The organism is Intestinimonas butyriciproducens (assembly GCF_004154955.1).
GTDB lineage: Bacteria > Bacillota > Clostridia > Oscillospirales > Oscillospiraceae > Intestinimonas > Intestinimonas butyriciproducens.
This window is the reverse complement of sequence record NZ_CP011524.1, coordinates 750701-765896: the sequence shown is the minus strand read 5'-3', so window position 1 is coordinate 765896 and position 15196 is coordinate 750701. Positions and strand designations below refer to the sequence as shown.

The window sequence follows — 15196 nt, the reverse complement described above, 5'->3', positions numbered from 1 at the left end:
TGCACACGAAAAAAGAATGCTTCCTCTGGGAGAGACCGCGTGCGATACCACAGTCTCTTACAGAGGAAGCATATCACTGCTTTTGAGGGATGGCAGTCATCCGATCGGCTATTTTTCGAAAAGTCGGGGCTGATCCTATAAATCAGACAGTACCAAATGGGTTTTTGAGGAAACCCCCGTTTTTTCGTAGATGCGGCCCAGAAGGGTTTTGATGGTGGCTACGGAAACGTGGAGGGTCTCGGCGAGCTCGCGGTTGCCCGTGACGCCCGCCCGGATGAGCTCGTAGACCTCCCGCTCCCGGGGGGAGAGCTCGGGCCGGGTGCTCTGAAGGCGGCCCAGCGAGAGGTCGAGCTGGCCGGCCAGGGCCTCGATCCGGGGCAGGTCGTCCCGCTGGGCGGAGGAGACCACTCCGGGCAGCAGGGAGCGCAGCCCGTCGTAATTTTCCGCAAAGGGGAAGAGGACGCCGTCGGGCAGGGCCATGTCCAGGGCTTCCTGAAGGGCCGCCTGAGCCTCGGGGTGTTTCCCAAGCGCATCCAGGGCCTGGGCGACGTAGAGCTTGGCGTAGAGCTGGGAGAGCAGATTGGGGAAGATGGAGGACAGGGCCGCCATGTGCTGGCAGGCCCCCAGCAGCTTGCGGTATTCCCGCCGCCGCAGCAGGCAGCGGCCATAGACGATGTAGGCGAAGGGCTGGGTCATCACCACCAGACGCCGGTCGGTGATCTCCCCCTCGGCCAGCCACGGGGCCACGGCCTGGTCGTTGCCCAGCAGAGTGTGGAGATAGCCCAAGCACAGATCCTGGGTGTAGCGGCACAGGTCCTCGGTATTCTGCCGGGAGCGCTCGGCGATGGATTGGACGGCGTTTTGAAACAGCGCCTTGTCCCCCCGCAGCAGAGCGATCCGGGCCAACAGGAACAGGCCGCACAGATAGATGCTGTTTTGGTGCCTGGTGTCGGCGGCGAATAGGGCGCGATGGCAGAGCACCTCTGCCTCCTCGGTCTCGCCGTGGAGGAACTGGGCCTCGGCCCGCATGATGTGCTCCGCGCCGGTGCCGTGCCCCTGGGTCAACTGGTAGTAGATGGGCATGCACGCATCCATCTGCTCCAGCTCCTCCGACAGCTTGCCGGTCTCCCGCCAGTACATGTACAGGATGGAGGGGGAGCCGAAGGTCCAGGTGCTCTTGGTGTTGATGAGCGCGGCGGGACCGCGCAGCAGCTCCAGCGCCCGCCGGTGGCGCCGGCTCATGGCGTCGATGCGGTTGTACTCCATGAAGGAGAGCAGCAGCTCCATCTCACCCAGCAGTCTGTTCTTCTGGCGCTGGGACAGCTCGCTTTCCCGGATGATCTGCTCGATCTCGCCGCTGGCGGCCACCAGCTTTTCGTTTTCGTGCAGAAAGAAGAGGGTAAAGGCCAGCGGCACCATGGCAAAGGGGTACCTGGCTTTGATTTCGTATGGGGTATGCTCGACGACATCGACGATCATGGGCTTGGTGGTCTCGTCGAGCACGTCCGCCAGGTCGTAGCTGGTCAGGGGCAGGGCCAGCAGCTTTTCCCACGCGCCGGAGTAGTAATAAAACTGCAGGGTGTTGGTCCGGTCGCCGGTCTGGGCCGACAGATCGCCGGCCGCCAAGTAAATGGCCTTCCGGCGCGCTTCGGGCAGGAGCTGGAACTTGTTGCGGAGGAAGGCGGCAAAGATCGTATGGAGGTAAAAGGAGTGGGTCTCCTCGTCGAAGTGGACGAAGGCGGCCTGCTCCAGCATGAGCTGCTCCGTCTGCTCCACATCCTGGCCGGTGAGGCTGGCCGCCTGGGAGAGGGTGAAGTGGGGCAGTATGGATACGGACAGAAAGAGCTCCCGGGCGGCGTCGGTGAGCCCGTCCCACACCACCTGCTGGATGAGCTGGTAGGTGTCGGCGCTGGAGAAGGCGCCGCTTTTCAAGTAAGCCATGATCTGCATGTGCAGTGCCAGCACCCAGCCGCCGGTTGCCTGGTGGACGGCCAGCGCCTGCCCACGGGCCACGTCCAGCCCGGCCAGGCGGAAGTAGCCCTCCGTATCCGCAGCAGAGAAAGTAAAATCCACAGCTTCCAGCCGGTAGATGCGGTGGTTGAAGAGCAGGCCGCTGGCAGCCAGCTCCCGGGTGACGACGACGATGTGGAGTCCCTGGCTCCCCTGCTTGGAGAAGAGCTCCAGCAGCTTTTCCGGGGTAGGCAGGCCGGACAACTCAAAGCTGTCCAGCACCAGATAGGTCTCCTCGCTGCACTCCAGATTTTCCAGCACCTCCGCCAACTCGGGTAGCACGTCGCTGTTGGGCAGGCCGATGGCGGCCAACTCGTCGGCGCATTTTCGGTCGGTCTGGCCGATCAGGGCGCAAATGGAGCGCCAGGAGGCGGAGGGCTGCCGGGCCAGGAAGGTGTGCCACAGAACCGGGGTGGATTTGGAGACATTCTGCTCAAAAAAGCGGCGCAGGGCAGTGCTTTTGCCAAAGCCGGCCGGCGCGTGGATGACCGTCAGCGGATAGTCTTTGAGATAACTCAATTTCTCTTGTATCTTGTCAGGGAAGTATAGTGCGGCAGGGTTAATCCTTTTTCCTCTAGGCATGATGCTCACTTCTTTTTTCTCACATTAGGTGCTTTTTCCCACAGTATACTATAGATTTGGGGCATTTGGAATAACGTCTGTTAAAAAATATCTAACCATCCAATCGATCATATTTCGACCACACTATAATCTTTCAGAAACATTTCCTCATCTTCTCCGTCGTAGCTGAATGAGACATTTTGCAGCTCTACCGATCCGTTCTCGGGGTGTTGGGGATGGTCCGTTTCTTTCAGCGGGTCCAGATCCAGTACGCCGTCGATTCTCTGAAGGGCATCGTCCACGATCATGGCGTTTTCACTCTGGAACATGGTGTTCGTCAGGGTGACCGAGATGATGGGGTGATTAGGACATGTTCCAGTTTGGGGTCGATTTTGGGTGAGGGGCGCCCCAACTCGTTGAGGACCGCTAGATAGGCGTGGGTGCTCTCCACCTCGATCTCCACCATTTCGTCAATCAGGCCCGAAAACCGTGTTCCCTCCGAGCAGCAGAGAATCAGCTTACATTCCTCCAAATGCGCATAGGCATAGTGGAACATATCGTAACATGCAAAGCCCGGAGATATCACCCATCACCTCCGGCTGCTGCTCGTGGGGCAGTTGTGCAAACTCCTGCTGAGCATTCTTGAAGCGCCCAATGAGGTAATCATGGGGCTCCCCCACCAGCGCCTCAAACAGCTCCTCTTTGCTTTTGTAATAGCCATAGAAAGCCCCTGTGGTCATTCCCACGGATTTGACGATGTTCCGTAGGGGGGCTCCGCGAAATCCTTTTCCAGGAATTCCGCCTTGGCCACCTGATGGATCCGGGTCAAAGTCGACTCGGCGAGCATAGGTCCACCCCCGATATAACGCCGTTAAATATAGCAGGCACGGCATCCTCTGTCAAACAAAATATGCTGTATCTCCCATTCGCAAAGCAAAAACTGTAATAAAAAAGTGGGCACATAAAATTGTTTCCACTTTTAAATGATTTTGCTATTTATCATAGATACTTGATTTTGAGCCGCAATTACCTCAATATTTGCCAGCACCGTTTCTTCAAAAACCTTGGTTCTTAGATATTCTTCTGACTTTTGAAAAAAGTCGGAGCAAGCTTTATATCGCTTGCTCCGACTTGGTGCCGTTAAGCAATCCAAATCCGAACCTGTATTTTCCTTGTCCAGCGCCGCTTTCAGGTCATCAAAAGTGATGGTGTCCGTCCCGTCCTTGTAGTTGAAGGTTATCACTATCTTGTCATCATACAGGAAAATGGCGTTGACGAAAGTATCAATCAACATCTTCCTGTGGGACTTCTGGCGCACATCTAACTTGCGGAAGCGGTGGAGCCAAAAGGTCATAAACTCGGCGCTGACCTTGGGCTTTGCCAGCTTCTCACAGGCAATTTTGGTTTCCAGTTCCTCTTTCGTGGCTTCCAGTTCTTCCAGACGGCCTTTCGTGGACTTGGTTAAAATCCCCTGCTGGATAGCGTTCAGCAGGTTTTGAATGGCCGTGTCCGCCTCCCGCAACTGCTGTTCATACAGGGGCAGGTTCACATTCTCCCTGTCCTGCAAATCCATCAGCATGGACACAATGGCTTCACTGGCGGTATCGTCCATCACCATCTTCATGGTTTCGCTGACCACCAAATCCTCTATCCATTCCTTGCGGACGGACTTCTTGTGGCACTCGGTACGCTTCTTTTTGACCGACACGCACTTGTAATAATGGTGGACATTCCCCGTGTGGCTGGTGCCGCTCTCGCCGCAGAGATAGGCCCCGCAGTAGCCGCAGAACAGCTTGGTCGTCAGCAGATAATCGTCCTCGGCCTTGTGGCGGGCCGGGGCTTTCTTATTCTTCGCCAGCTTCTCCTGCACCCGGTCAAAGAGGTCTTGGGGGACGATGGCGGGAATACCGTCTGGCACCACAATGTCCCGGTAGGTGTACTCCCCGATGTAGCGGCGGTTGTTCAAAAGGTGCTGAATGCTGTTGTAGGTCATCTTCTGGCCCCGTGTGTTCTTCACGCCCTGCTCGTTGAGCCAGTCCCGTATCTGCGTCATGGTGGCCCCCTCGGCGTAACGCTGGAACGCCTCCCGGACAAAGGGGGCGGTGAGCGGGTCAAGCTGGAAACACTGGTCGCTGTCGATCTGATAGCCGATAGGCAGGGTGCCGCCGTTGTACTTGGATTTCAAGGCGTTCTCCGTCATGCCCCGGACTACCTTTTCGGACAGGTCGGCGGAGTAATATTCGGCGTAGCCCTCCAACACGCTTTCCAGAATGATGCCCTCGGCCCCGTCTGAAATGACCTCGGTGGCGGACACCACCTTGACCCCGTTCTTTTTCAGAGCGGCCTTGTAGCGGGCGCTGTCGTAGCGGTTGCGGGCAAACCTGTCCAGTTTCCAGACGATAATCATATCGAACAGGCGCTTGCCGCTGTCCTTAATCATGTTCTGAAATTCTGGGCGGTTGTCGGTCTTGGCGGAAAAGGCCCGATCTATGTAGTGGCGCAGAATGGTGATACCGTTCTTCTTGGCAAAGGCAGTACACTCCCGGATTTGGCCCTCGATACTTTCTTCGCGCTGATTATCGGAGGAATAGCGGGCATAGATAACAGCTTTCATTGTTATTCCCCCTCAAAGTATTCAAACCCTGCCAAACTCTCCATATCTTTAACAAGTTTATGGAAAGATTCTTCTCCTTCAAGATGGAGGTCGTTATAATAGATAGGCTTTCCAAATAAAACTTTGGCAGCCCTCTTAATCCTGCCCCAAAGAGTATTGTAATTGTGATCATATCTGGAATCTTGAACCGAAATGTTATAACTGATGTCGCCATCTTCCCAACCAGTCTTTTCAATGACGAGCATACAACATTTGCAGTCACAGGGTAATACAAGCATGTTGCTTTTTTCTTTCATGCCTCGCCCTCCATCATGCGGAACAGGGTTTCTTTCAGCTTCTCATTCATGGGTGACTGCGGGTCAAAGCACATTTCGATGAAACGGCGCATATCCTCCTTTTCCGGGGTGGTCTTGGGCTTAAACTCGTATGTCACTCCTTGGGGTTTGTCCGTCCGGGCAAAAATATAGTCCAGCGACACATCAAAGTAATCCGCATAGCGGCGGAACAGTTCAACGGGTGGGGTGGACTGTCCGTTTTCATAGCGGTTGATACTGGACTGTGTAGAGCCAACCGCCTCCGCCATTTTCACCTGTGAAAAACCGATACTATCCCGCAGGGCCTTTAGACGCTTACCCACTTCTTTCATGTTACAACCTCCTATTTGGGTTAATCTCATTATAACTCGAATTATCGAAAATTGCAACCCGAAAATGTAATTACCCGTATGCGTTTTGTCCCTCGTCCCGGCCCACAGGCCGAACAAAGAAGCGGCACACATCAGCCCACCCCACGGGCTGATGTGCGCCGCTTCTTTGGGTTTTGGAGGGGTGGGGACACAGACGCAGAAATGCGATCTGTGGCCACACGCCGACAAAACCGGGTTTCCAAAGGGGCACCCTTTGGCACACGACCTTGCTTGCAAGGTGTAGTGTGTTATACCTGCAGGCGCGGCTGACGGGGGAAACGGGGGTGTCGTGTATTGACACACCCGTTTTCACCGGCAGGAAAGCGGACAGGTTTTTGTGAACGGAAGTGAACAAAAATCCTGTTCGGTTTCAGAGAGCGGCGGCAGGTATACTTGCTTGTGAGCCGCTTACCATCTCAAAATTGTCATCGCCACGCCGTGTTCCCAGTCGCCCCTTGTCCACTCGTAAAGTTGAATAGAGTGGTTGGGCTTCAAGAACCATTTTGCAGAATCACTTACTTCAAAAGCATTTTGATTTCGCTTTGCTGTGATTGCCTCGTAAGCCACAGTACCCGGTGGAATTTGTTTCAGTGCTGGCAATTTGCGGCGGGCCGCTGCGGAAGTTTTTATCTCTGTAATCAGATAGCCTTGACTGCGAATTACAATGCACGGGTCTTTGGTAAATTCAAGCAGACGATTACAGCAAGCGTGTTTTGAAACATAGAACTGTCGGGCAAGGTTATTGATGAGGGTATAGTCTAAAACCGCGCCCACCATGCTAAAGTAAAACTGGTCTTCCGGCATTAACAGTGCTGATGCAAAACGATTGGCTTCTGCTTCTTTGGAATGAATGCCGGTTTGCATATCCTCTGGCGTGCAGCGAAAGCCCTGCTGCCCATCAGAGAAATATGTTGGGGAATGCTGTAAAAAATGGTGCCCTAACTCATGGGCAAAGGTAAAATTGATGCGTCCTGTGTTGTGGATAAATGTATTGATGAGAATGGCACGCTTCTTGCCACGAAATAGCAGTAGACCGCTGAGATTTGGGTCATCGGGCAGTTCTCTTTTGCCCACGCGAATGTTTTGCGCATTTGCTATCTCATCTAAATGAAGGGCGGGCGGATCGGTAATGCCCATACTTGCCAAAACCTGTTCTGCTTTTGCCGCAGGAGTTGGAGCGCTATTCATTATTCATCCTCTCCAAACAAATCTTCAATAGCTTGCTTTGCTTGGTCAGATATACCCTCCACTTTTCCGCGAGCGGCCATCGCAATCGGTTCAATATTTTCTTTTGGTTCCGCCGGGAACGGTATCACATTATCATGGTTGATTGGCTGGTCGGCAACACGCTTTAATTCGTCACACAAAGCCATCAACTCATCCACTTTGGTGACGATGCGTTGCTGTTCCTCAAGTGGTGGGAGGGGGAAAATATAGCTCATAATAGTGGAAGTTGCTAATTCAATTTGCTTTGTAGAGCCAGTCGCTCTTTCTTCGATGGTACTCTGCACTTCTGGCCCAGCAAACCAGTAATACATATACTTTGATAATACTTGTAACGGCCGTAAGACTGTAACATGAGAATCTGCTACAGCATATTTATATGGATTGAGTCGCTCATCGTAAATAGCAATTCTGCCCAAGGTTCCCTGTCCTGTGGAATTCCATAACAAGTCACCGGTTGTTAGTTTTCTGCTTTCCTCATATTTAGACACAGTTTCAGGTGCAATAAATCGGGCTTTGCTCATATCCATACCCTTCCACTGAACGCATTTCTGTGAAACAACAGGATATGTTTTTGTTTCCGAGTATGTGGGTGATTTACCACGCTGAATATAGGAACAAACATCAATAGCACGGCACCATACCCATCCATCTGGCAGATCATACGGTATTTCATCCTCTGTAATTGGCGGCAATGGCTTTTCTTTTTTTAATTTGCCCTCTTTGATAAGTGCATCCTTTTCATCCTGTATCCGTTTGAGCAATTCGGATGCAGGCTCATCGTTTTTATCCTGCGGCACCAGCTTGCCTTGTACTGCCGCCTGCAAAATAGACTTTGGCAGATAGTCGAAGAAGTGACTTTCCAATGCATCCAGTTCCTTCTCGGTAGCCTCTAACTCGTCACACAGAGCCATCAGTTCGTTCACTTTGGAAACAATGCGTTGTTGTAATTTAATCGGGGGTAACGGAAAATAAATGCTTTTTAAAATGGCATGATTCAAATTGCTCATAGTGGTTCCAACTGATCCACCCATTAGTTGTTCCCGACATAATGATGTTTCAAAAAATAACAAAAAAAACGGCAAAAACATAGATGATGCGATCCGAAGAAAAAAGGAACCCGTACCGCATATCCATCCGTCTTCGCTCTGCGTAACAACAGCACAACGCCCTAAATCGCCTCTCCGGGCGACAACAATATCACCTTCATGTAATACATAACTGCTCAACCGCTCTCGGGTGGTTTCATCTACCAGCATCCTTTCAGATGGAACAATTGAGCCATTCTGCATATTAGCGGGATTGACAAGAGGAATACCGGATTTCACATAATCAGATTTATGGAGCATACTTCCAAAGGGACCCGTGGCAACAAAAAGAGTCACCTCACCCAACCGACACCAAACCCATCCATCCGGCAAATCATAAGGTATTTCATCTTCTGTAATAGGCGACAGTGGCTTTTCTTTTTTGAGCTTGCCATCTTTAATTAGTGTAGCCTTTTCAGCCTGTATCCGTTTGAGCAATTCGGATGCGGGCTCATCATTTTTATCCTGTGACACCAGCTTGCCTTGAACTGCCGCCTGTAAAATGGCCTTTCTCAAATCTGCGGCTTTCATAACACATCCTCCTGTGTCACAGCGGCAGAAATACGCCCTAAAATTTCCTCAATGCGGGCAGAGAGAACGGCCTTCTCATTTAGGTATTGTGGGATAAACTGATCCGGCGGCAAGATTTCCTCCGTATCATGCGGAAAGCCGCAGAAGTCCAGATTATAGTCAGCGGCGGCGATATCTTCCGCTGGCACAAACTGCGACACATCGCTTTCTACCTTGTTTTTCCACCAATCGCGCACCGGCTGGAAGTGCTCATCCATCATGGGGCGGGTTTTGGAAAAATGTTTATACCCATTTGGCATTTCCAGTCGGTAGTACCAGACACCCTTAGTAGGTGTTCCCTTTGTGAAAAACAGCAAGTTTGTGTTGATGTTTGTATAAGGAGCAAATACATCCTTGGGCAAGCGAACGATGGTGTGCAGATTGCATTCTTCCAGTAGCTTCTTCTTGATGGCAGCTTTAACACCCGTCCCAAACAGAAAGCCATCTGGCAAAACGAGGCCACAGCGTCCACCATCTTTCAGCAGTGCCATCATGTGCACCAGAAATAGGTCGGCAGTTTCAGAGTTACGCAACTCTGCGGGAACAGACTGCGAAATCGCTTTTTCTTCTGCGCCGCCAAACGGCGGATTGGTGACAATAACCTCCACCTTATCCTTTGCTGTATACTCCCCTGTTGACTTGCGCAATGTGTTCTCGTGTCGAATATCAGGCACATCAATGCCGTGCGCTATCAGGTTGGTTACACACAGCAAATATGGGAACGGTTTTTTCTCGATGCCCTTAATCGTGCGTTGCAAGGTCTTATATTCTTCGGTTGTGTTGACAGTAAAACGATCAATTACGCTGGTCAAAAATCCGCCCGTTCCACAGGCTGGGTCAAGGACTGTTTCGCCCAGCTTTGGATTGACCTGCTCCACAATAAAGCGGGTAACAGGGCGCGGCGTATAAAACTCGCCGGATTTGCCCGCGCTTTGCAGGTCTTTCAGCATAGTTTCATACAGACCGTTAAACAGGTGGCCGGAAGGCATTGCGTCGAAATCAATATCAGCATTGATTTTATTGATGACTTGGCGCAGCAGGGTGCCGGACTTCATAAAGTTGTTGACACCCTCCATGATGCTCCTAATGAGCCATTTGCGGTGCTTAGGGTCATCGCTGATATCAAGGTCACGCAAAGCAGAGAACATAGTATCAATATGCGACAGCAAGGCATCGCCGGTTATCCCTTCGGCGTCGGCAGCCCATGTACTCCAACGATATTCCGTTGGAACAATGGGATAGTAGTCATCCTCTGTCAATTCCCATTCCTGCTCTTTATAGTCAAAAGCTTTTAGAAACAGCATCCATGTTATTTGCTCGATATACTGTGCATCGCCATTGATACCAGCGTCTATGCGCATGATATCCTTGAGCGCCTTTGTTGTGCCTGAAACGGCCATCGTGGTTTCCTCCTATGTCAAGCGACGTACAGCTCGCTTTCTAATTCGCGCAGGGCGGCGGTAAAACCAGCCTTGCCCTTAAAAATCTTGTTCACGATGAATTGCGGCGTGCCAAATTCCCTAATGGGATTTACCTTCAACACATCCATGCTTTCCAAATTGACAACGCCGGAATCCGCATACTTTTCCAACAGAGCATTTAAGACTGCTTGCGCCTGTTCGCCATATTTAGCAAAATAGTTGCGCTTTTTCACGTTGTTAGCACGTTCTTTTCTGGTAAGCGGCGGTTGGTCGTAGGCAATATGACACACCAAATCAAAGGGGTCAAACTCTCGGCCGATTTGCTCTTGCAATTCTTCCAAAAGCACGCCTTGGCTTGCAAACTCATCAAGGATTACCTGCTTGCGCTCTGCGCTGTTCCACGCGGTAAGGAAATCCTCCAAAGTAGCATACTGATCAAGCACATTGCGCTTGGTGTAATCAGTAAGGGATTCTGTAATCAGCTTGCCGTCCTTGTCAATGTATTGAACCCTTTGTTTGAGTACGGTCACTTCTACATTGTCAACAAAGTATTTCATACGGCGCTCGTGCTTGTGTTCCTCGTCCCCTGCCCCTGGATATTCCGGTTCCTCAGGGAAATGCGGTTCTTCTGGCTCCGTTGGCGGATCACCGGGCAGATCGGGTATTTGTCCATCCTCTGATGGCGTGAAAGAATCGTCCTGCTCAACCGGGCCATCAAAGTCCGGGTCAGCAAAAAGTCGTGTAGAATCTCTAAAATCGAAAATAGTGAAAAACATTTTGCCGAGGTCTTCGCGCACACGGGTTCCTCGTCCAATGATCTGTTTGAACTCCGTCATACTGTTGATATTGGCGTCAAGCACAATAAACTTCACCATCTGCACATCCACGCCGGTGGTAAGTAATTTAGAAGTGGTCACCAGAACCGGGTAACGGCTTGAAACATCGCGGAAGGCATCAATCTGCTTTTTGCCGATGTCATCATCGCCGGTGATGCGCATAACATAGCGCTCATCTTCCTTTACGAGATCGGAGTTTTCATTGACAAGTGCTTGGCGCATCCGGTCAGCATGTTCGGTATCAACACAGAAGAAAATGGTCTTGTCATAGCAAAGATTATGCTTTTTGAGATAGTTAGACACAACTTTTGCGACCATTCGGGTTCGCTGTTCCAGCACCAATTCGCGGTCATAGTCTTTTGTGTTGTATTCCCGGTCAAGGATTTCATTACCATATTTGTCAGTTTGACCTTTGTAGGGGCGGAATCCTTCTGCATCCTTATCCAGCAAAACCCGAATGACACGATACGGTGCTAAAAAGCCGTCCTCTATCCCTTGTTTGAGGGAATAGGTATAAATCGGCTCTCCAAAATAGTCAACATTGGAGATGTCCTTTGTTTCTTTCGGTGTTGCGGTCAAACCGATTTGCGTTGCTGCGGTAAAGTAGTTTAATACAGCGCGCCATTCGCTGTCCTCTTTTGCACTGCCACGGTGACACTCATCAATGATAATCAAGTCGAAAAATCCCGGAGAGAACTGCTTAAAGATTTCCTTATCGCCATCCCCGGTCAAGCCTTGATACAACGCCAGATAGATTTCATAAGATTTATCAACCTTGCGATTGCGAACAATCGTCATTTTGTCCTTAAACGGTGAAAAATCATTGACATAGGTTTGGTCTATTAAAGCGTTGCGATCAGCCAAATACAAAATTCGCTTTTTCACACCAGATTTCCACAAGCGCCAAATGATCTGAAATGCTGTAAATGTTTTACCTGTGCCGGTTGCCATCACCAACAAAACACGGTTCTGCCCACGCGCAATCGCCTCAACAGTTAAATTGATGGCATTTAGCTGGTAGTACCTTGGCGTTCGGTCTTCTCGTGCCGTATAGTAGGGTTCTGCAATGACTGCTTCCTGCTGTGCAGTAAGCCCGGTGCCTTCTTTATACATCGTCCAAAGCGTATCTGGTGAGGGGAATTGTTCAAGGGTCAAGAAAACTTCCTTGTCGCCTCCGCTATTCATGCGGTTATGAAAAGTAAACCCATCACCATTGGAAGTGAATACAAATGGAATTAACAACCTCTCCGCATAATCAAGAGCTTGTTGCATTCCATCCGAAACAGCGTGATTGTTGTCTTTTGCTTCTACAATGGCCAACGGAATATGCGGCTTGATGAATAAAACATAATCTGCAAATTTGGCCCTATCGCGCTTATATGTACCACCTCTGGCAATAATGCGACCTTTCGTTATGGCATACTCTTCCCGTATCTGAGAAGCAGACCAATCCGCCTTCGATATCGCAGGGGTAATATATCTTGTGCGGATTTCTTGTTCTGTTAATTTTCTCTTATCCATGCACATTCCCCTTTGTAGTACTGTTATGGGCACAAAAACTCAAAATAATTATAGCATATGGGCTGGCAATTTCCAACATAATTCTACCCTGAACACATCAGAATGAAACACTGCTGAATACGCCCGTTTTTAACTACAAAAAAATATTTTGCCATATAGGAACAAAACGTATATACTTATGTCGTATATAAATAGATGAACTTCATCAATTCTCAAAGGAAAGGAGGTTTCACCCATGAACAGCCCTTCGTTTGTCCAGTTTCCCTGTGACAGCAATATCCGCTATCTGCCCTTGGTCTACTTCCTACCGGAAGATTTGTTCTCCCAATACCCCACCCTCCGCCGACTGCCGCGGGACTTGTCCGCTCTCGCCGCCTCGGAGGAACTGATCTCGCTGGTTGACAGCGACCAGTTTTTGAAAGAGATTATGGACGCCGCCGCGTCCCTTGCGTTTCCCCACTTCGGCTTCGGCGGCTGGAAGGAGCATTACACGGGCTGGTGTCCCGTTTGGCGTTTATCCTACGCCCTGCCTCTATGGGTCAAGGGCGTGGAACAGATCACCGGCTGGGGACTGCAAGTCCTGTTTCGTATGCCGCCCCATACGCCCATCCCGTTCTTCCCGCCGGAATATGTTTCGGAGGTTTTCTCCTTGGCGGTCAAACGCGCCATCAAGGAACAAGGTTGGCAGCCTGTTTTAGATGCGGTGCGGGAGATGCCCTGCGACGAGGACTTTGAACCGTGGGACACCAATGTTCGCAAGGACTTTTTGCGGAAATGGTATCACACCCGTTCCAAGAGGGTACAGACGGTTTCGCTGGAAGCCTGTATAGAGGACGAGAACAGCGGCATCCATGAGATTGCAGACCCAGCAGGGGACTTCACCATGCAAGTGGAGGCTGAGGACTTCTGCCAGCGGTTCAAGGCTACCCTGTCGGATAAGGATATGGAGATTTTGGAACTGCGGGTGGAGGGCCAAACCTACGAGGAAATTGCGGACAGGCTGGGGTACAAAAATCACAGCGGGGTTGTGAAACGGATGGAGGCCATCAAGAAGCGGTTTATCCAATACGAGAAAGACACAGGGCGCTAAAGCCACGCAAGCCGAAAATGGCGGGCGTGGCTTTTTGCTGCCCAAAACTAAAGGAAAGAAGGTGCGAATGTTCAACATCAAAGGTTTTCCGCCTATCGAGCGTAGGCCGGACAGTTCCCTTTACCGTATGGACGCCAAACAGCGGCGGGAGGCGCTACGGCTCATCAAGGGCCTGTGCAGCTACTACGACAACGGGAATTGCCTCTATCTTGACAGAGGCGAGGAAGTGACCTGCCCCCAGAGCATTTCCTATTCCGTCTGCTGCAAGTTTTTCCGCCATGTGCTGTTGAAGGACAAGGAAGGGAAAGGATTGGAAGCGGAAGTTTTCCAGTGCGACGCCTTGAAGCATTGTGAACTGTGCGGCAAGGCGTTTTCTTCGCCCTCCTATCGGGCCAAATATTGCGAGGGCTGCAAGGCGAAGGTACAGCGGCGGCAGAAGGCCGAACACGCAAGGAAAAAGCGGGCGGAGAGTAGAAAAATAGAGGTCGGAAAAGACTGATATATCAAGGCTTTTCAGCCGCAAAACAGACAAGGCAATATAAATCCCTACAAGGCCCCCAAAACGGGGTTCTATCTTTCTACAAGGAGGTACCATGACGCAAAAGGCACAGCACGCAATCCTACGCTTCGCCAAACACAAGGCGGGGCCAGCCGGGGCGCTGGAAGCCCACCACGAGCGCACCAAAGAGCAATACGCCAGCAACCCGGACATTGACACCAGCAGGAGCAGGGACAACTTTCACATTATCCGGCCCGAACAAAAGTACAGGCGGGAGATCGACAGCCGGATCAAGGCGGCGGGGTGCCGGACACGGAAGGACAGCACCATGTTTGTGGACACCCTCATTACCGCCAGCCCGGAGTTTTTCACGAACAGGAGCAAGAAGGAGATACAGGCCTATTTTACCGAGGCCGTGGCCTTCATGGAGCAGAAGGTAGGCCGGGGTAATATTTTTTCCGCAGTCGTTCACATGGACGAAAAGACGCCGCATTTACATCTTTGCTTTACGCCCATCACGGAGGACGGGCGGCTGTCAGCAAAGGAGATTTTAGGCAACCGGGCGCAACTTTCCAAGTGGCAGGATGAGTTTCACGCCCACATGAAAAAGGCGTTTCCCGTCCTCAAGCGGGGCGAGAGCGCCCTCGTCACCAAAAGAAAACATATCCCCACATGGCTATTCAAACAGTCTGTGGATTTAACGAAACAGGCGGCGACAGTTCAAAAGGTGTTGGCGGAGATCACGCCGCTGAACGCCGGGAAAAAGAGAGATGAAGCAGCGGCGCTGCTGAAACGCTTTTTCCCCCGGTTGGAAAGTCATTTGGGACAGATGAAAAAATATCAGGCCACCATCGACTATCTGACGCAGGAGAATGAAGGACTAAAAGAAAAGGTCAAGGATGGCAGCAGCATCAAGAAACAGTTGGAGGCCGCGAGGCTGAAACAGGAAAACGAGCAGCTTCGGCGGTTTGTGGAGAGCATCCCGCAGGAGCTGCTTCACGATTTGCGGGGACAAGGGAGGGATAGCCACTCTAAAGACCAGCAGCGGTAACGCGGCTTTGCACCTTGAAAACTGAA

General features: G+C 51.2%; 12 protein-coding genes and 1 pseudogene. 3 read left to right on the top strand and 10 right to left on the bottom strand.

The features are described from left to right. Positions 1–135: 135 nt before the first annotated feature. From SRB521_RS03895 to hsdR, 10 genes and pseudogenes are all read right to left on the bottom strand, one after another. Positions 136–2529, bottom strand: coding sequence for a winged helix-turn-helix domain-containing protein (locus tag SRB521_RS03895; protein ID WP_242976569.1), 2394 nt, complete (start codon positions 2527–2529; stop codon positions 136–138). Positions 2530–2699: 170 nt separating this feature from the next. Next, positions 2700–2900, bottom strand: a complete 201-nt coding sequence (locus tag SRB521_RS03890) for a hypothetical protein (protein WP_242943944.1) — start codon at positions 2898–2900, stop codon at positions 2700–2702. A 29-nt stretch (positions 2901–2929) separates the two neighbouring features. Then, a pseudogene (locus SRB521_RS16865) lies at positions 2930–3418 on the bottom strand (TetR/AcrR family transcriptional regulator); the annotation flags it as partial. A gap of 132 nt (positions 3419–3550) precedes the next feature. Then, complete coding sequence (locus SRB521_RS03880; RefSeq protein WP_242976568.1) at positions 3551–5185, bottom strand: recombinase family protein; 1635 nt, start codon at positions 5183–5185, stop codon at positions 3551–3553. Positions 5186–5187: 2 nt separating this feature from the next. Beyond that, positions 5188–5481 (bottom strand): hypothetical protein, encoded by a 294-nt coding sequence (locus SRB521_RS03875; protein ID WP_087214615.1) that lies wholly within the window; start codon positions 5479–5481, stop codon positions 5188–5190. Then, a complete protein-coding gene (locus SRB521_RS03870) occupies positions 5478–5831 on the bottom strand; it encodes a helix-turn-helix domain-containing protein (protein WP_116722229.1) in 354 nt (117 codons plus the stop codon). Before SRB521_RS03870 ends, SRB521_RS03875 begins: the two co-directional genes overlap by 4 nt. A 447-nt stretch (positions 5832–6278) precedes the next feature. Next, entirely contained in the window at positions 6279–7007 is a 729-nt protein-coding gene (locus SRB521_RS03865) for an ImmA/IrrE family metallo-endopeptidase (RefSeq protein WP_243647716.1), read from the bottom strand. Between the two features lie 50 nt (positions 7008–7057). Next, positions 7058–8713 carry a restriction endonuclease subunit S gene (locus SRB521_RS03860; protein ID WP_116722227.1) on the bottom strand — a complete coding sequence of 552 codons (1656 nt, stop codon included), beginning with the start codon at positions 8711–8713 and terminating at the stop codon, positions 7058–7060. Beyond that, positions 8710–10152, bottom strand: coding sequence for a type I restriction-modification system subunit M (locus SRB521_RS03855; protein WP_087214607.1), 1443 nt, complete (start codon positions 10150–10152; stop codon positions 8710–8712). Before SRB521_RS03855 ends, SRB521_RS03860 begins: the two co-directional genes overlap by 4 nt. Positions 10153–10169: 17 nt before the next feature. Beyond that, positions 10170–12530 carry an EcoAI/FtnUII family type I restriction enzme subunit R gene (gene hsdR, locus SRB521_RS03850; protein ID WP_087214605.1) on the bottom strand — a complete coding sequence of 787 codons (2361 nt, stop codon included), beginning with the start codon at positions 12528–12530 and terminating at the stop codon, positions 10170–10172. Positions 12531–12765: 235 nt separating this feature from the next. Between hsdR and SRB521_RS03845 the strand changes: the two genes are divergently transcribed. The 3 genes from SRB521_RS03845 to mobV all read left to right on the top strand — a co-directional run bounded on the left by SRB521_RS03845 (position 12766) and on the right by mobV (position 15170). After that, complete coding sequence (locus SRB521_RS03845; RefSeq protein ID WP_116722226.1) at positions 12766–13620, top strand: RNA polymerase sigma factor; 855 nt, start codon at positions 12766–12768, stop codon at positions 13618–13620. Between the two features lie 67 nt (positions 13621–13687). Beyond that, positions 13688–14119 carry a cysteine-rich VLP protein gene (locus SRB521_RS03840; protein ID WP_087214601.1) on the top strand — a complete coding sequence of 144 codons (432 nt, stop codon included), beginning with the start codon at positions 13688–13690 and terminating at the stop codon, positions 14117–14119. Between the two features lie 94 nt (positions 14120–14213). Then, positions 14214–15170: a MobV family relaxase gene (gene mobV, locus SRB521_RS03835; RefSeq protein ID WP_116722225.1), complete on the top strand. Its 957-nt coding sequence runs from the start codon at positions 14214–14216 to the stop codon at positions 15168–15170. The last annotated feature ends 26 nt before the right edge of the window (positions 15171–15196 follow it).